The following is a 13,360-nucleotide window of genomic DNA, read 5'->3' as shown; positions in this document are numbered from 1 at the left end:
TTACTCCTTGGTGAGGTTGAACGACTTGAGTGCAGCAACAATTGCCGCGGTTGAATCGGTGGGATCGCCCTCACCGCTGCCGACGGGATCGCCCGCGCCGGATTTGAATTCGCTGATGAGGCACATGGCCTCCGCCTTGGACATACCGGAAGAGCGCAGCGCAGATTCCAGCCGGCGTACAGCCGCTGCCGCTTTGCCCTTCCCTTCGCTTTTCTTGACTTCTTCCGACTCGAGCAGCGAGTCCGCGAACCGCTGGTCAACTGCTGCGCTCCCGCCGATCCAGGTCTCGCGGTCCATGAGCTTGGCCATGGCTTTCGCGTCGTCACCGGTGCGGGCTGAATAGACATCAGCCATTGCCGCGTCGAAAGGTTCCAGCTGATCGGCGATTTCGCGCAGATCGTGCCGATTGCCCGCTGCCATTAACCAGCAGTTGTGCACCATCAAGAACGCAGGCCGCGCAATCTGCACTGCGTCCCCGGCCATGGCGATGATGGATGCTGCAGATGCAGCCAAGCCCATGACCTTCACGGTCACCTCGCCCGGATGCTCGCGGAGCATCGAGTACATCGCAATTCCCTCGAACATGTCGCCGCCGGGACTATTGATCGCTACGGTGACCGGGCCCTTGCCAAGAGAACGGAGAGCCGCGGACATGCGCTTGGCAGTGAACCCGCCGCCCGTCCACCAATCCTCTCCGATCACGTCATAGATGCCGATTGTTCGCTCGTCGGCATCCTGCTCATCCGCTGCGCGCAGACTCGAATCCCAACGGTTCAACGCCATCGGCGACACATAGCTGCGCACGTCGACCTGCGGCCGCCCCTGAGGGACGCCCGGCAATGCTCGAATGGTCATTTTTTTCCTCAGCCCTGCGAGGGCGGTTGATCGTCCAGGCCCAGCAAAGCGCGCATCGCGCTGCGGGCCTGTGTTGCTTGGGTATCGGTTGTTCCTAGCGCATCAAGAGGCACCATGGCCGACTGAACGGTGAGCACGGCGGCATTGCCGCCCATCGCCTCACGGTCTTCCAGCTCGCGCACTTCGTCGCGAGTCAGAATCCCGTTGTTCACCATCACCGAATAGAAAGCTGCACGGGCTGCGCTATCAGCGCGCAGCAAGCCTTCTACCGAAAACTTGGCGTAGTAGCGCTGCCCCTCGGCTGGCGTCAACAGGTCTTTACGGATCGCTTGTTCGATTCGCCGTAGCCAGGGCGCGAGGGTGAATGTCAGAAACCCGATCATCTGCGACTCGATGCCCGAGCCCCAGCTGGTCGACTTCTCCGTGTGACCGACCATCCACGGCGGAACGCGGAACCAGCGGCAGACCTCCTGGACGCTGAAGCCACGCGACTCCAGAAGCTGGGCATCCGACGGGTTGATGCCGATCGTCCCAGCGTCTGTTCCGCCTTCCAACAGTGGAGTCTCCCCGCGCTCGATCGTCCCCATCACATTGCGACGGAACTCGTCGCGCTGTGTCTTGTTGAGAAACGCCGCGACCTTGTAGAAGACGGTTTGCAGCATGCCGTTGGTGAACGTCTTGCTGGCCGCCTGGTCTGCCGCAATGGCGTTTCCGAACACCTTGGCTCCGTACTGAATCACCGACACCCCGCACTCGCCATCGAGCGTGAAGCCTGGGACCTCCCAGATGCGCGAACGGGGAATCACGCGCTGCCTGCCGTTTTCGGTGTACCGGTATTCCTTGTTTCCCTTGCTGTCCTTGCTTGTATTCAGACGGTCCGGATTGAGGAACAAAAGACCAATGACTTGGCCGGCCGACATCAGCTTTTCCGCTCGGCCCACGCCGCGCAGCAGCATGGAGGCTACAAACGCCTCCCAGAACACAGCTGCCGTGGAATCGATGTTGGGCTGGTCGTGGACCACGAAGTGCAGTGGATGGCGCGTCGCCTGCATCTTGCCGGCGCTGGTCTTCTCGTACAGGGACAGCGGTAGGGTCGCGATGGTCTCCGAGATAAGCCGGACGCAGGCCCAAACGGCCGAGACCTGCATAGCGGTGCTAGCGTTCACGCTTACCCCTGCGACCGAGTAGCCGCCGCCCACGCTGCTCCACGCTTCCTCGTTCGTGAGGTCGAACGAAATGCCAAGCCAACCACGCACAGCCGCAGCCACACGTCCAATCTGCTTCTGCCTGGGCTTCATGCTCATGCCGCCTTTGCCGGGCTGCTCAGCCAATCATCCATACCGTCGCCTGCCTCTCCGTTCAAGGAAATCCCCACGGCCATCAGCAGTGCGGTCATGTCGTCAATCTTGTCGGCCGAACGCTTCTTATCCGGCGCCTTGTTCATGTTCTGATCGGTACGTGCGACAAGGTTGGATGCGCACCAGGTCAGGACGGGATCGCCGTCATGCACGAGCTTTCCTGCGATGTATGCGCGCTCAAGCTCCTGCATTGCGGGGTGGTACGACTTTGTTCCTTGGATGAACTCCACCAACGGGACCTCAGCCTTCACCAACCTGCTGACCATCTCGGTTGCGTTCCATCTGTCAAACGCGATCGACTGGACGTTGAAGCGCTCAACAACGTCAAGAACTGCCTGCTCGATCACCGCGTAGTCGGTCACCTCGCCTTCCGTCTGCTCAATCAGGCCTCCCGCCACCCAGCCTGCGTATGGCACTGTTCCACGCTCGGTACGCTGCGCCACCGCATCGGCGGGAACCCACCGACGACCCCAGGTAATGATCTGGTCGTCTACCCGCCAAACCAGTCGCAGCGCTGTCAGGTCGCGTGTGCTGGCAAGATCCAGGCCGGCCCAACAGGGCACATCCCGAAGAGCTTCGAGATCCACAACGCCAGCACACGCGTTCCACTTCGGCAGCGCCACCCAGCTGTTGGCCGAAGCCGCTGGCCGGTTGACACGCTTGATCTCGAACTCGGCCAGCTTCGACGGCATCCGCTTGGCTTCTACCGCCTCTTTGCGGATGGCTGCCAACAGGTGCGGATTGGAGTCGATCAGCGGATTCGCTTTGATCCACTTCGACTCGTCGAACGTGTCGTCTGCCTTAACGCCTGTTGCCTTGTCCTCCTCGTCGATCGCGAAGAACAGCGCGAGGTAATGGTCGGCCTCGTGTCCAAACACGCCGGCCAGCAGTTGCTTCACGAACTGCCGGATCTCCGCCCAGGGCCCGGGGTTGGTGTAGCCCTCGGTGGTGGTGAAGAGCCAGAGCGGGTTTTGCCGCGCGCCGGCAGCCGACTGCAGCACGTTGAGCAGGTCCGGCGTCTTGTGCGCGTGGATCTCATCCAGACCGACATGCGATGGGTTGAGCCCGTCTTGCGTGCTGGCCTTCGCGTGGATTGGCTTGAAGCTCGCGCCGATCTCCATCCGCGTGATCGACTTCGCCCAGGTCTCCAGACCATAGGCCTCGCGCAGGTCGGGCGTCTTCTCCACCATCCGCTTGGCGACGTTGAAGATGATCGACGCCTGCGGGAATGTCGTTGCCGCCGAGATGACCTGCGCGCCCTCCTCGTTCTCGCAGCACTGGCAGTACAACAGGATTGCCGACGCCAGCGTCGATTTCGCATTCTTGCGCGCCACCGCGAACAGCGCGGACGTGAAGCGCCTGGATCCGTCAGGCTTTCGGAACCCGAACAGCTGCACGACGAAGAACACGTGCGACCGGTGCATCCGGATCTCTGGCGTTTCCCACTTGCCTTCGACGTGTGGCAGCAGCTCGATGAACCCGCATGCATGGCACGCATGTTCCGGCGAGAACCGGAAGGGTGCGCCGCGCTTCTTCGCGCGTGCCAAGTCATCGATAAACCGCTTCGCGGCCTGCCGGATCAACTTGCCGAACCGCAGCCCCTTCTTGTCGGCGATCGCTTCCTGCGCGTACGCAATGGCCACGCCGACATAGTCGGAAGGATCCGGCTTGCGGGCGCGCGGCGCGGCCCTGCCCTGCTTCTTCGCTGGCGCCTTCTTGGCAGCCGGCTTACTTGCTCGGCGCGGCGAGCGCGGCGAACTTGTTGCCGGGCTTCTTGCTGTCGCCACCCGAAGTCACCTTGCGCCTGCTGGCGGGAGTCATGCCGAACTCGGACATCAGCGCCTTGAACGCTGTGTCCTCGGCGGCCGTTATGTCCATCCCCGCCTTCTGCTTCATCACCATGCGTTGCCAGGCGTAGCAGAGTTGCTGGAGTGCGTAGAGGTCGACGACCTGCAACACCTTCGCCGCGACCAACTGCGGGCCGAGATCACGCCACATGGCGGCGCCATCGGCGTTCAGATGCTGAGGCGCATCGGGAAAATCGTCGATCAGGTCGAACTCGGGAACGTCCGGCACCTCGCGGTCCGGCCGGGCCGTCCCGGCGATCACCTTGAGGGCCGGAGCTGTCGGCTTCCGTCCTCTCATTTTTCAAATCCTAATTTTGACCGTGCGAAAATTTGGCTGAGCGGCCGGTGTCCGATCTGGTCGGGCCGAAGTTTTGACCCTCCCCCCCCTGGTGTAGCGCCGACCCGTTCAGGTTCTCGTTCATGAATCTCGTTCAGCCTTTTCGTTCAGGTTCAAGGTCGGGTTTTCGTTCAGCTTTGCGCCCGCTGTTCAGTTTCGTGGCATTCCCCGGCGGGGATGCGAACGATTCGCACCACGAGCCGCTTCGGTCTTCGTCTTGGCTATGTGGCACTCGACGCAGATGGCCTGCAGGTTGTCGTCTGCGCCCGTGCCGCCTTCCGCCTGGGGTACGACATGGTCGACCTCCTCGGCGGGCGTGAGGCGTCCAGCAGCGCTGCATGGGACGCACAGGTACTTGTCGCGCTTCATTATCGCGTCGCGCTTGCGCCGCCATGGCCGGCCGCCGCGTCCCTGGCCATAGTTCTCGGGCCGGGACTGCGCCACGTGCACCGGTGCGATCTGCTGAAGCGGCTTGTACCGCGACGGGAAGCCAGGCATCAGTCCAGTCCCATCGATTGATCACGTTCACCACCGGCCAGCTCACCGTCGAGCGTACGCGCTGGTTCTTCGTGTTCCTCGTCATCATCAGCCAGCGCGGCAATAAGCACGTCGAGCTTCGCCTCAATTCGGTCTAGCTGAGTCATTCGTGGGATTCCGATACTTTGCATGTCAACTGCCGGTAGCACATCCAGGCTGGAAAAATCCGGCATTGCGACAGCCGAGACCTTGAGGAGACCATGACCGCTCACACAATGAGGAGTGGGCGATGGCACCGGACCAAATGAAGACCATGCTGCAGATTGCGGTGTATGGCATTCAACTGTTGAAGATGTTGGCTGAGAGCCGCGTCGGCTCTGCCTTAAAGCGTTCGATCCTTCGCGTTCTGGGGAGCCGCCATCAAGTGCGAGCAGCGAGTAAGGCTCAAGGCTCGTTCTTCACGGTTTGCCGCTTACGGCTTCGTAAAGGTCGACGGCCTCGTCTCGCTCGGATTGGGCTCGCTCGCAGGCGCGTACAATTCGCGCCGCACTTGCCCCGCGTAGTCGGTCCTGATCTGCAACTTCTGCGGCAGCGGCGGCACCAGCGGACAGCCGGTTGGTCTCACAGCCGGCCCACAACTGCCGAATCCGGCCAAGCTCGGAATCATGGCCAGCAATAGCAGCCGCAAGGCGCGTGTCGTAGTCAGCATCGATCTTGTCCTCTCGGGTGGTGGCCTGGTCGCCGGCTTTCTGCACCGCTCCGGCCTGTTGTTGCTCGGTGGCACGTGCGGCCTGCTCAACTTGTAAGGCCTGCTTACCAGTTGCGGCCTCGCCGGTGGCCACTGCCGCCTCGGCACGATCACCGCGCCAGGCCCAGCCGGCGCCGAACATGGCGGCCGACCACAGGAGCGTTGCGGCGATGGCGATCAGGATGCGATTCATGGATCAGGCCGGATCGTAGGTGGCGGCGAAGATGTCGGGCTTGCACGGGTAGAACTCGCCCTGCACGCCGCGGATGATCCAGTCGCCCGGCGATGCCGTTATGACGCCCTCCAACGTGTCGATGCTGATCTTCTCGGGCGCATCGTTGAACGGACAGCTCGGGCAGTAGTGATGCGTTACGTGGTAATCGGGGGTCGGGCAGTCCGACGACGCTGCGGCGCCGCAGCTGTAACGGGCCGTGCCGCCATTTGACAGCACCCAGTCGATCACAGGTGTCGCGGCGGCAGCAGTGCCGGCCCACAGCACAGCGTCGATAACAACAGGCTTTTTGCGGAACTTCGCCATCTCAAACCCTCGTGTTGGTATAGGTGGTCCAGATCCAGGCCAGCGCTGCCAGCAGCAAGCTGCATAGCGCGGTGATCAACCAGCCCGGTGGATCGCGTGGCGGCAGACCGCGATCCCATCGATCGGTCACGGCCCAACGTCCTGTCGCCTCTGCACGTTGAAGAAGAACCCGACGACGACACCGAGCGCGTTGTTGAGCCCACCCAAGAGCTGATTCAGGCCGCTTTCGTTGCCTGGCGGAACGGCCACGTAGGCCTGAATGGCGATGGCCGAGCCGTACATGACCAGCACCAGGATGGCGATCCCGGTGCGGGAAGATCCTGCGTTGCGTGCGCCCCAGCTCATGCAACCTCCCGCTCTGGCTGTGCCAGCTTGTGCACCTGCTTCATGGCCCACTCGTAGAGCGGCCGGTCACGAATCAGGATGCGTTCGTGCTCCTTGCCCCTCAGCGCCACTACGTGCACCTCGGTGGACTCCTGCAGCGCCAGCACGATGAAAGCCACGCGCTTCTTGAGTGGGTCCGACTCCTGAATCAGGTCGAGCGCATCCTGGACCATGCCGCGCACCAGGTTCAGCGCGGTCGCCGGCGTCATGCCCGGCGTATTCATCGTGTTGAGCGCCGTCTGGAGCTTTACGATTGCCGTGTCTCGGGCCTTCTTGGCGGGCATCAGCCTTCGAACACCTTGCGCTCAGCTGCTCGGCGACGGATCAGCCCATTCATGACCTTGCCGTTTGCCTTGCGCCACACGTCGAACTGCTTGGCCGCGCCGATGCGGTCTCCCGCGTTGAACAGGCGGACCAGCGTGGAGTTCTTGAACGCCGTGGCGCCGATGTTGTATGCCAGCGACGTCATCGCGCCCAGCTCATTGTCGTCCGCTGGGCGTTTCAGTACCGATCGAACGCCGGCCATGAACCGGTCTACGTCCAGCGCCAGCCGGTCGTCGGCCTGCGCCTGTGTCCACTTCACTCCAGACTTGATGCCGGGGCCAGTCGCGCCCCATCCGATCGTCCATGGCTCACCTCCGGTGCCCGGGTCCGGATAAGCCGTGAGCCGGCACCCCTCAAATTGTTTGATGAGGGCGACAGCGTGGGCCAGCGCAGACATGAAGGTTCCCATAAGTAAAAACCCCGCCGAATGGCAGGGTTTGGAATTGCAGGCGGCCGTTCCCGACCCTTCAGCGGCCGGCATCAGCCAACCCCACCTGCATGATTGTTGAGCCGGCACGGTGGATGCGTCGCTGAAGCGCTGCCGTCACGGAGCGCCCCTTCTATGCGACTCCAGCGGGAAGCCTCACGGCTGGCCGGTTGCCTGGATTCGCACCCACCGTGACTACCGACTCGAAAGCTAGAACGAAAAAAGCCCCCACATCGCTGCGGAGGCTTTTCTCACCAATGCCTACATTTTGCGGATTCCACCCCTGGTGTCAAGAAGAATCTGCGCGTGCTTAAAAACTAGTAGGAGATGCACCACCTGGCACTTGGTTGCAGGCATCGACGGCAGCTTCCAACTCATCCATAAGGACCTGCCGATCATGCGCACTATCGCAGTTCACTTTTAAGGGGTTTTTATCTGGAGACCCCATCTGCGATGCCACGTAGACGAACAACGAGGTCTCTTGATGGGTGAGATAGGCAAGTATAAATCTAGGATTTACTCGGTATTTTCCTAGTGTGATCACACTGCTTCCTGATGGCCACTGACGGTCCTTCTACCCTACCGCAGTAGCTGGGCAGATTTAAGGGTATGCCACCCAACTTCGGCCCCATCGCTCATAGGGGTGACGAGCTCGGCAATAGCCTTCATTGCTGCTGCCACGGCCCTTCTATCGGCCTCTGCACTGGTTGCCACGCGAATCCAGTTGCCATGCCGCCGATAGCCGGCAAGTTGTCTAAGCAACTGAGCCTCTGCGGCAAGAGCGAAGCGATTCGGACCAACACTGATTGCTGAGACCTGCGCAACTTGGATGGGACTACCCTCATTCAGGGCGTTGAGGGTGGCGCTGATGTCGCAAGATCTCCCTATTCTGAAAGCGCTCACCCCGTTCGTCAGCGGCACTGCCGCCATGTACACCCACCACCGCTTCAGCGCGCGATTCATGCCATCACCAGTTGTCGTTCAATCCATTCGGTCTGCAGCGCGATCAGCTCGTCGTCGCTGCCGTAGGTCTCGTGGAACAGCGCGCTCCCGTCCATCAGCGATGGCCCGTAGCGATCGCGAGTACTGCTGGTCGTCTGCCCGGGCATCGGGTGCGCACGGTGGTGCCACACGCACAGCGCATAGCCGAACAGGTGCCCGCGCCGGCGGTTGCCGCTCTTGCAGTGGTTGTAGTCGCAGCCCACCACCACCAGCTGCCGCGGCAGCAGGCCGGCCGCCATGCGGACCACGCACGCCATGCACGGCCCTTCCTTCGAAAGCTCGAACCGCGCCACCTCCGCGGCTGTCGGCATGCCGGTGCTGTGGCGCATCACCACCACCTCAGGGCTAGATCCGCCTCTGCCTCCGACTGCAGGAGCCGTACCGGGCGGATGCATATCGCTTCGCCGGCGATCTCCTCGCGGTGCTGCAGCAGATACTCCAGCGCTTTCGCTTCCTCACCATGGCGGAAATAGGCGACGATCAGGCCGCAAGCCTCGACACGAAGCGCCGGGATCCGATCCTCGTCTTTCTTTACCTGGAGAGCTCTGTCCAGCGCCTCTTTGGCCTGAATCAGCTCCCCCATGTCTGCGCCGTGCAGCCATGCCCCTACGTCGGCAAAGTTCGTCATGCGACCACCTGCAGCAGCGGGCGGGCCACGTGCGGGCGTAGGCGGCGGCCGACCAGCTCGAACCCGGCCGCGCGTAGGGTCAGGTAGGCACCCTGGCGCAGCGGCGCGTGCCCGGCGTTGGCGATCAAGTTGTTCGCCGTCTCCATGCGCTCGAAGTTTTTCCGGCCGCGCCCGCAGTAGTAGCCGCGCAGCACGCAGGCCATGACCACGTCCTGCCGGGCAATGCCGCCGATCACGTCCTCCACGCGCTGGGCGCGGGCGTCCACCTCCAGCGGCTTGAACCCGACGTTCGGCGGCGGCATCTCGCCGCGGTGCTCGATCAGCACCTGCAGCATGTTCTTGCTGGCCAGGCCCAGGTAGTCGAAGTCCCGGTGCAGCGCGAATTGGGAGCCCCACCATTCCAGGTCGGAGCGCGTCGCCTCGGTGAAGCTGTCGAACTCGGCCATGGTCAGGCTCTCCCCTGCACCGGCTCCGCGCTGCCGTCCCGGCCCAGGCACCACACCTGACCGTCGACGTGCACGTTTGCCCAGCGGGCACCCTGCAGCAGCAGCCAGTGCGTCGCGTCGTCCAGCGACTCGAACTCGTGGCGCGAGGCGCGCGGGTCGGCTGCGTTGGTGTGCGTGTCCATCAATTCCCCCTCTTCTCTGCTGCTGCCGCGATGCGTTCGAACTTGCGGGCCTGGTACTCGTTGGCCTGGATCGCCGCACTTTTGCTCCTGCGCTCGCGCTCGCCAATGGCCGGCTTGCTGTGGATGCCGTCGAGCCGCGCACGGATCTGGCTGGCTTGGCTGCGCGCCCAGGCCGAGCGCTTGGCCGGCGCGGTCATGCCCGGCCGTTCCCACCGCGGCCGAACGCGGTGCGCAGGCGCTGCGTCCAGACGTAGAGCGGCCAGCACCAGCTCGCGCGGAACCGCGCATGCGCGGCGCGCAGTTCGGTCAGCTCGCGCCGTTGGTGGCCCAAGGTGGCGCGCAGCACGTCCTTGGTCGGCTGCTTCATGCGGCGCGGCTGCGGCGCGGGCTGGTCGGAGATAAGGTCTTCGCTCATCGGGGCCTCAGTGGTGCGTATTGGTGGAAAGCGCGGCCGGGGCGCTCAGTGCCTTGGCCAAGTTGGTGAGGCCCTTTGCGGTGACGCGTACCTGCGTGCGCACCCACTCGCTGCCGTCCGGCTTGGCGCCGGTGGTGACCTTGTGCTCCAGGCATCCGCTGTGCAGCCGGCCGGCGTAGGCCAGCCAGGTGGTGGAGAACGGGTTGCGATAGATCCACTTCTTCTGCTCGAGGAGCGACAGGAACTCGCGCTCTGGGATCTGCAGCGCCTTGGCCGCCTCGCGCAGCGGCACCGATCCGCGCGCGGTCGCGATCCGGTCCAGCGCGTCAGCCTTGGGCGTCAGCTCCTCGACGCGGCCGGCATAGCTGGCCAGCAGCCCGCGCAGCGCGGCTGGGTCCGACAGCAGCGCCAGCGGATCGGTCGGCGCGGCGACGCGGCGCTCCAGCTCCTGCCAGCGGTCGACCAGGCGAGCAGTGAACTCCGGCGACAGCTGCGCGACGACCACGATGCTGTCGCGCTTGCCCTGCTCACCGGTGAATACGAAATCGGCGGCGGGACGGCCGGCAGTGGGCTTTTCCTCAATTTGAGGAGAAGCAATCACGCCCTGCAGAACCAGGGTTTCGATGGTCCGCTTGACGTTGTCGTGGCGCTTTTCGACGAGCTCGGCGATCTCGCGGCTGGTGATCGCCGGCGCGTCGCCGGCAATGGTGAGGAGGCTCATGGGTGCACGTCCTGGCTCGCGCCGGTGATGATGAAAACCACCTCGCCGCCCTTGCGCGGCTCTGCGCGCACCAGCGGGTGGGAAATGAAGCGCTGGTCGTCTATGCCCAGCACCTGGGCTAGGCCGTCGCGGTATGCCTTGCAGCGGCCTAGCATGTTGTCGTCGTCCGGCATCTGCTTCGTCGGTGGGTAGAAGTCGATCCACAGGTGCAGACGGCCTGCCGGCAACTGCATGCCCTTCCAGCCAGCTTGGAAGGCGGTCAGCACAGCGCGCTGCCGGGCGCTCTTGGTCGCCTTGGCTTTGCGCGACCAGTGCACGCGCGCGTTCGGCGACAGGTCTTTGCTCGGCCACGGGAGCGTCAGGGCAATCAAGCGCGGCACCTGTCGGGGATGTATTGCTCCACACCAGGCAGACGGGTTACCTGCCCGCCTGCACGGATCCAGTCGTCGACGGTCTGCACCGGCGGCCGGGCGGCAGCGGGCCGGCCGAGCACGGATGCGCGGATCGGAATGACCGTGTAGCCCTTTGGCGAGCGCACCGGCTTCGCTTTGGCCGCGAGCCGGGCCTGCTGCTTGGCCTCCCTGGCCGCTTGGCGAAGGGCCAGCCGTTCTGCCTTCTCCTGCGCCAGCCTTTCCGCGCGTGCCGCCTTCTGCAGCGCCTCGTCCTGGCGCCGTTCCGCCAACGTGCGGCCGCCCTTGTCGAGGTGCCGCTGGCGCATGTAGGCACGGTGCTTCTCGACCCTGGATAGGCTCTCGCCCTCGTGCGGCGGCGGTTCGCACACGAATGCGTATGCCGGGCGCGGGCCGTTGCCGACGCGCTTGAGGTAACCGGCGTCGGCATTGTCCTTGATGGCGCTGTAGTACGGCCGGCGATTCTCGGCACCCTGGGCGATGCCCATGCCGTCCAAGATCACGCGCGGCGAATGCGCGCCTGGGTTGGCCTTGAGCCATTCGCGAACGCGGGCGGGATAGGCCTTCATGCCTGCACCGCCGTTGCGTCGCCAAGTTCTGCGGCAGCGCGCTCCAGCGCCGCGCGTGCTGCGTCGCGGTCGACCACTTCGGGCGCCTTCGCCGGCGGCGGCAGCGCCGTGGTTGCAGGCTCCGGCACCTCACCGCCGCGCATGACGTGCTCGCGCGCCAGCTCGTATGCCTCGCGCACCATGCGATCGGCATCGCTGGCGCTGGCGCCGCGGTAGCGATAGCCGTCCAGCTTCAGCCCCACCAGCACGGTGAAGCCGCTGCGGTCACCGCCGCCGCGCATCTCGTTCGACACCTGTGCCAGGCTCGGCACGCCGAGACAGCGCGCGCGGAACTCGGGCAGCGTGGGCGGCCACGGATCCGCCGCGGCGATGCAAGCCGTCAGGCCTGCGCCGAGCTGCTGCGCCGTGACCCCGGCCAAGCCCTTCGCCCAGGTGCTGCCGGCGCCGGTTGACGGGTCTGCGCCGAAGCCGCTGGTCCACCGCGTGCCGTAGATCTCAGCCATGCGCGTCCACACCGTGGCAATCGCTGTGATCGAAATCGGCGACGGCGTGGCCGGCGGCGTCGCGCTGGATGGCTTCACGGGCAAAACGTTGGGTGCGCTCGGCAGCGCTTTCGCGAGGGACTGCATGGGCAGATGCTCCGGAGGTGATGGTGTTGGCGCCCGTGGCGCGCTGACGGCGGGCCGCGGCGATCAGGTAGGCGGCGGGCTTGTCCGGGTAGACGTCGGACAGCTCGAGCAGGTGCTGGGCGGTGACGCCCTCGCCTGCTGCGGCGATCAGGTCGGGGTTCTGGCTGGTGATGCGCAGGCCGGGGCGGTTCAGCGCCAGCGCGCCGCGGTTCAACGCTGCTGCAATGGAACCTGCCGGTGTTCCACACACACCGTGCGCAGCGTCGGCGCCAGTGGTGTGTGGTGTATTGGTTCCCTGATGGTTATATGACGGTTCCGTGTCCCGTTTTTGGGACTGTTTCGGCGGAAAAACGGTACTGTTTGCAGGGAAAAACGGGACTGTTTCTTCTTCGAAAGAGTCCCAATTTCGGGCCTGTTCCTCGTAAAAATGTTCCACGGAAGAACGGTCCCGATTTTGGGACTGTTCGATTTGATGTTCCACGGCCGGCGAAGGAGCCGGTGCATCGCCCTGCTGAGCAGCAGCACTCGGTGGATTGAGGCGGTAAACGATCACCTGGTTGGTCGTCCCGCGGCGATGGCCGGTGTCGCGAATGAGGCCGGCCGCTACCAGCCGCGCCATGTTCGTCAGCACCGTCTTGCGGTCCTGGCCTGTTGCCTCGGCCAGGTATGCGACAGACGGGTAAGCCTCCCAGTTGTCGCCGCCGGCGCAGTTGGCCAGCACCACCAGAACGAACTTGGCGGACGACTTGTCCACGGGCTGCTTCAGCGCCCAGGTGATGGCCTCGACGCTCATAGGCTGATCACCACACCGCCGAGCGCATGGCCCACGCGATGGTCGGCCAGCTGACGATCCTGTTCGCGCAGCGATTCTCCGCGCACGCGGCCGAGCGCCTCGTCGATCATTGACGAAGCAACCGCGTCACTCACATGCGCTGCAGCTGCAATCTCGGCCGCGTTGCAGCCTTGCTTCAACAAATCCCACACCTGGCGTCGCGACATGTTCCGAACCGGCTCTGGATGGCGGTGCGCAGCTTGCACAACCGCCCTTCCTGCACGTACGTCC

Annotated in this window: 25 protein-coding genes; all 25 read right to left on the bottom strand. The window is 64.2% G+C overall.

All coding sequences use genetic code 11. The features are described from left to right. Positions 1 to 855 (bottom strand): head maturation protease, ClpP-related, encoded by an 855-nt coding sequence (locus tag AC06DU_RS08950; RefSeq protein ID WP_478204134.1) that lies wholly within the window; start codon positions 853 to 855, stop codon positions 1 to 3. 8 nt (positions 856 to 863) lie between these two features. Next, on the bottom strand, positions 864 to 2,159 hold the full coding sequence (locus AC06DU_RS08945) for a phage portal protein (RefSeq protein WP_478204133.1): 1,296 nt from the start codon (positions 2,157 to 2,159) through the stop codon (positions 864 to 866). Further along, entirely contained in the window at positions 2,156 to 3,856 is a 1,701-nt protein-coding gene (locus tag AC06DU_RS08940) for a terminase large subunit (RefSeq protein ID WP_478204132.1), read from the bottom strand. The genes AC06DU_RS08945 and AC06DU_RS08940 overlap by 4 nt, the downstream gene beginning before the upstream one ends. 85 nt (positions 3,857 to 3,941) lie before the next feature. Next, the gene (locus tag AC06DU_RS08935; RefSeq protein WP_478204130.1) at positions 3,942 to 4,358 is read right to left on the bottom strand and encodes a hypothetical protein; all 417 of its coding nucleotides are present in this window, start codon (positions 4,356 to 4,358) and stop codon (positions 3,942 to 3,944) included. 189 nt (positions 4,359 to 4,547) lie between these two features. Then, positions 4,548 to 4,895, bottom strand: coding sequence for an HNH endonuclease (locus AC06DU_RS08930; protein WP_478204129.1), 348 nt, complete (start codon positions 4,893 to 4,895; stop codon positions 4,548 to 4,550). After that, complete coding sequence (locus AC06DU_RS08925) at positions 4,895 to 5,041, bottom strand: hypothetical protein (protein ID WP_478204127.1); 147 nt, start codon at positions 5,039 to 5,041, stop codon at positions 4,895 to 4,897. Before AC06DU_RS08925 ends, AC06DU_RS08930 begins: the two co-directional genes overlap by 1 nt. Before the next feature lie 291 nt (positions 5,042 to 5,332). Next, positions 5,333 to 5,815: a lysis system i-spanin subunit Rz gene (locus AC06DU_RS08920; RefSeq protein ID WP_478204126.1), complete on the bottom strand. Its 483-nt coding sequence runs from the start codon at positions 5,813 to 5,815 to the stop codon at positions 5,333 to 5,335. Between the two features lie 3 nt (positions 5,816 to 5,818). Next, positions 5,819 to 6,160: a hypothetical protein gene (locus AC06DU_RS08915; RefSeq protein WP_478204124.1), complete on the bottom strand. Its 342-nt coding sequence runs from the start codon at positions 6,158 to 6,160 to the stop codon at positions 5,819 to 5,821. Position 6,161: 1 nt separating this feature from the next. Beyond that, complete coding sequence (locus AC06DU_RS08910) at positions 6,162 to 6,290, bottom strand: hypothetical protein (protein ID WP_478204123.1); 129 nt, start codon at positions 6,288 to 6,290, stop codon at positions 6,162 to 6,164. Then, positions 6,287 to 6,505 (bottom strand): hypothetical protein, encoded by a 219-nt coding sequence (locus AC06DU_RS08905; RefSeq protein ID WP_478204121.1) that lies wholly within the window; start codon positions 6,503 to 6,505, stop codon positions 6,287 to 6,289. Before AC06DU_RS08905 ends, AC06DU_RS08910 begins: the two co-directional genes overlap by 4 nt. Then, positions 6,502 to 6,828 (bottom strand): hypothetical protein, encoded by a 327-nt coding sequence (locus AC06DU_RS08900; protein ID WP_478204120.1) that lies wholly within the window; start codon positions 6,826 to 6,828, stop codon positions 6,502 to 6,504. Before AC06DU_RS08900 ends, AC06DU_RS08905 begins: the two co-directional genes overlap by 4 nt. After that, positions 6,828 to 7,265: a lysozyme gene (locus AC06DU_RS08895; protein WP_478204119.1), complete on the bottom strand. Its 438-nt coding sequence runs from the start codon at positions 7,263 to 7,265 to the stop codon at positions 6,828 to 6,830. The genes AC06DU_RS08900 and AC06DU_RS08895 overlap by 1 nt, the downstream gene beginning before the upstream one ends. A gap of 609 nt (positions 7,266 to 7,874) precedes the next feature. Then, on the bottom strand, positions 7,875 to 8,225 hold the full coding sequence (locus AC06DU_RS08890) for a GIY-YIG nuclease family protein (RefSeq protein ID WP_478204393.1): 351 nt from the start codon (positions 8,223 to 8,225) through the stop codon (positions 7,875 to 7,877). A 29-nt stretch (positions 8,226 to 8,254) separates the two neighbouring features. Continuing rightward, complete coding sequence (locus AC06DU_RS08885) at positions 8,255 to 8,626, bottom strand: Ref family recombination enhancement nuclease (RefSeq protein ID WP_478204118.1); 372 nt, start codon at positions 8,624 to 8,626, stop codon at positions 8,255 to 8,257. After that, positions 8,626 to 8,925, bottom strand: a complete 300-nt coding sequence (locus AC06DU_RS08880; protein ID WP_440584225.1) for a hypothetical protein — start codon at positions 8,923 to 8,925, stop codon at positions 8,626 to 8,628. The genes AC06DU_RS08885 and AC06DU_RS08880 overlap by 1 nt, the downstream gene beginning before the upstream one ends. Further along, on the bottom strand, positions 8,922 to 9,371 hold the full coding sequence (locus tag AC06DU_RS08875) for a hypothetical protein (protein ID WP_478204116.1): 450 nt from the start codon (positions 9,369 to 9,371) through the stop codon (positions 8,922 to 8,924). The genes AC06DU_RS08880 and AC06DU_RS08875 overlap by 4 nt, the downstream gene beginning before the upstream one ends. 2 nt (positions 9,372 to 9,373) lie before the next feature. Then, positions 9,374 to 9,553 carry a hypothetical protein gene (locus AC06DU_RS08870; RefSeq protein WP_478204114.1) on the bottom strand — a complete coding sequence of 60 codons (180 nt, stop codon included), beginning with the start codon at positions 9,551 to 9,553 and terminating at the stop codon, positions 9,374 to 9,376. Then, entirely contained in the window at positions 9,553 to 9,750 is a 198-nt protein-coding gene (locus AC06DU_RS08865) for a hypothetical protein (RefSeq protein WP_102256231.1), read from the bottom strand. Before AC06DU_RS08865 ends, AC06DU_RS08870 begins: the two co-directional genes overlap by 1 nt. Then, complete coding sequence (locus AC06DU_RS08860) at positions 9,747 to 9,968, bottom strand: hypothetical protein (RefSeq protein WP_478204112.1); 222 nt, start codon at positions 9,966 to 9,968, stop codon at positions 9,747 to 9,749. Before AC06DU_RS08860 ends, AC06DU_RS08865 begins: the two co-directional genes overlap by 4 nt. Before the next feature lie 7 nt (positions 9,969 to 9,975). Then, a complete protein-coding gene (locus AC06DU_RS08855; RefSeq protein WP_478204110.1) occupies positions 9,976 to 10,689 on the bottom strand; it encodes a phage antirepressor KilAC domain-containing protein in 714 nt (237 codons plus the stop codon). Next, the gene (locus tag AC06DU_RS08850; protein WP_478204109.1) at positions 10,686 to 11,060 is read right to left on the bottom strand and encodes a RusA family crossover junction endodeoxyribonuclease; all 375 of its coding nucleotides are present in this window, start codon (positions 11,058 to 11,060) and stop codon (positions 10,686 to 10,688) included. Before AC06DU_RS08850 ends, AC06DU_RS08855 begins: the two co-directional genes overlap by 4 nt. Continuing rightward, positions 11,057 to 11,668 (bottom strand): hypothetical protein, encoded by a 612-nt coding sequence (locus AC06DU_RS08845; RefSeq protein WP_478204107.1) that lies wholly within the window; start codon positions 11,666 to 11,668, stop codon positions 11,057 to 11,059. The genes AC06DU_RS08850 and AC06DU_RS08845 overlap by 4 nt, the downstream gene beginning before the upstream one ends. Continuing rightward, positions 11,665 to 12,183 carry a hypothetical protein gene (locus AC06DU_RS08840; RefSeq protein WP_478204105.1) on the bottom strand — a complete coding sequence of 173 codons (519 nt, stop codon included), beginning with the start codon at positions 12,181 to 12,183 and terminating at the stop codon, positions 11,665 to 11,667. Before AC06DU_RS08840 ends, AC06DU_RS08845 begins: the two co-directional genes overlap by 4 nt. Continuing rightward, the gene (locus AC06DU_RS08835; protein WP_478204103.1) at positions 12,164 to 13,090 is read right to left on the bottom strand and encodes a helix-turn-helix domain-containing protein; all 927 of its coding nucleotides are present in this window, start codon (positions 13,088 to 13,090) and stop codon (positions 12,164 to 12,166) included. The genes AC06DU_RS08840 and AC06DU_RS08835 overlap by 20 nt, the downstream gene beginning before the upstream one ends. Continuing rightward, complete coding sequence (locus AC06DU_RS08830) at positions 13,087 to 13,296, bottom strand: hypothetical protein (protein WP_212579442.1); 210 nt, start codon at positions 13,294 to 13,296, stop codon at positions 13,087 to 13,089. Before AC06DU_RS08830 ends, AC06DU_RS08835 begins: the two co-directional genes overlap by 4 nt. Positions 13,297 to 13,360 lie beyond the last annotated feature (64 nt).

The organism is Xanthomonas sp. NCPPB 3200, from assembly GCF_056393585.1.
Note: the sequence above shows the minus strand (reverse complement) of the source record. Positions and strands in the feature narration are given on the sequence as shown.

What these genes read in the sequence shown, in the direction of transcription:
- AC06DU_RS08950 (WP_478204134.1), bottom strand. Translation starts at nt 855, where the DNA reads ATGACCATTCGAGCATTGCCGGGCGTCCCTCAGGGGCGGCCGCAGGTC.
- AC06DU_RS08945 (WP_478204133.1), bottom strand. Translation starts at nt 2,159, where the DNA reads ATGAGCATGAAGCCCAGGCAGAAGCAGATTGGACGTGTGGCTGCGGCT.
- AC06DU_RS08935 (WP_478204130.1), bottom strand. Translation starts at nt 4,358, where the DNA reads ATGAGAGGACGGAAGCCGACAGCTCCGGCCCTCAAGGTGATCGCCGGG.
- AC06DU_RS08930 (WP_478204129.1), bottom strand. Translation starts at nt 4,895, where the DNA reads ATGCCTGGCTTCCCGTCGCGGTACAAGCCGCTTCAGCAGATCGCACCG.
- AC06DU_RS08925 (WP_478204127.1), bottom strand. Translation starts at nt 5,041, where the DNA reads ATGACTCAGCTAGACCGAATTGAGGCGAAGCTCGACGTGCTTATTGCC.
- AC06DU_RS08920 (WP_478204126.1), bottom strand. Translation starts at nt 5,815, where the DNA reads ATGAATCGCATCCTGATCGCCATCGCCGCAACGCTCCTGTGGTCGGCC.
- AC06DU_RS08915 (WP_478204124.1), bottom strand. Translation starts at nt 6,160, where the DNA reads ATGGCGAAGTTCCGCAAAAAGCCTGTTGTTATCGACGCTGTGCTGTGG.
- AC06DU_RS08905 (WP_478204121.1), bottom strand. Translation starts at nt 6,505, where the DNA reads ATGAGCTGGGGCGCACGCAACGCAGGATCTTCCCGCACCGGGATCGCC.
- AC06DU_RS08900 (WP_478204120.1), bottom strand. Translation starts at nt 6,828, where the DNA reads ATGCCCGCCAAGAAGGCCCGAGACACGGCAATCGTAAAGCTCCAGACG.
- AC06DU_RS08895 (WP_478204119.1), bottom strand. Translation starts at nt 7,265, where the DNA reads ATGTCTGCGCTGGCCCACGCTGTCGCCCTCATCAAACAATTTGAGGGG.
- AC06DU_RS08890 (WP_478204393.1), bottom strand. Translation starts at nt 8,225, where the DNA reads ATGGCGGCAGTGCCGCTGACGAACGGGGTGAGCGCTTTCAGAATAGGG.
- AC06DU_RS08885 (WP_478204118.1), bottom strand. Translation starts at nt 8,626, where the DNA reads ATGCGCCACAGCACCGGCATGCCGACAGCCGCGGAGGTGGCGCGGTTC.
- AC06DU_RS08880 (WP_440584225.1), bottom strand. Translation starts at nt 8,925, where the DNA reads ATGACGAACTTTGCCGACGTAGGGGCATGGCTGCACGGCGCAGACATG.
- AC06DU_RS08875 (WP_478204116.1), bottom strand. Translation starts at nt 9,371, where the DNA reads ATGGCCGAGTTCGACAGCTTCACCGAGGCGACGCGCTCCGACCTGGAA.
- AC06DU_RS08870 (WP_478204114.1), bottom strand. Translation starts at nt 9,553, where the DNA reads ATGGACACGCACACCAACGCAGCCGACCCGCGCGCCTCGCGCCACGAG.
- AC06DU_RS08865 (WP_102256231.1), bottom strand. Translation starts at nt 9,750, where the DNA reads ATGACCGCGCCGGCCAAGCGCTCGGCCTGGGCGCGCAGCCAAGCCAGC.
- AC06DU_RS08860 (WP_478204112.1), bottom strand. Translation starts at nt 9,968, where the DNA reads ATGAGCGAAGACCTTATCTCCGACCAGCCCGCGCCGCAGCCGCGCCGC.
- AC06DU_RS08855 (WP_478204110.1), bottom strand. Translation starts at nt 10,689, where the DNA reads ATGAGCCTCCTCACCATTGCCGGCGACGCGCCGGCGATCACCAGCCGC.
- AC06DU_RS08845 (WP_478204107.1), bottom strand. Translation starts at nt 11,668, where the DNA reads ATGAAGGCCTATCCCGCCCGCGTTCGCGAATGGCTCAAGGCCAACCCA.
- AC06DU_RS08835 (WP_478204103.1), bottom strand. Translation starts at nt 13,090, where the DNA reads ATGAGCGTCGAGGCCATCACCTGGGCGCTGAAGCAGCCCGTGGACAAG.
- AC06DU_RS08830 (WP_212579442.1), bottom strand. Translation starts at nt 13,296, where the DNA reads ATGTCGCGACGCCAGGTGTGGGATTTGTTGAAGCAAGGCTGCAACGCG.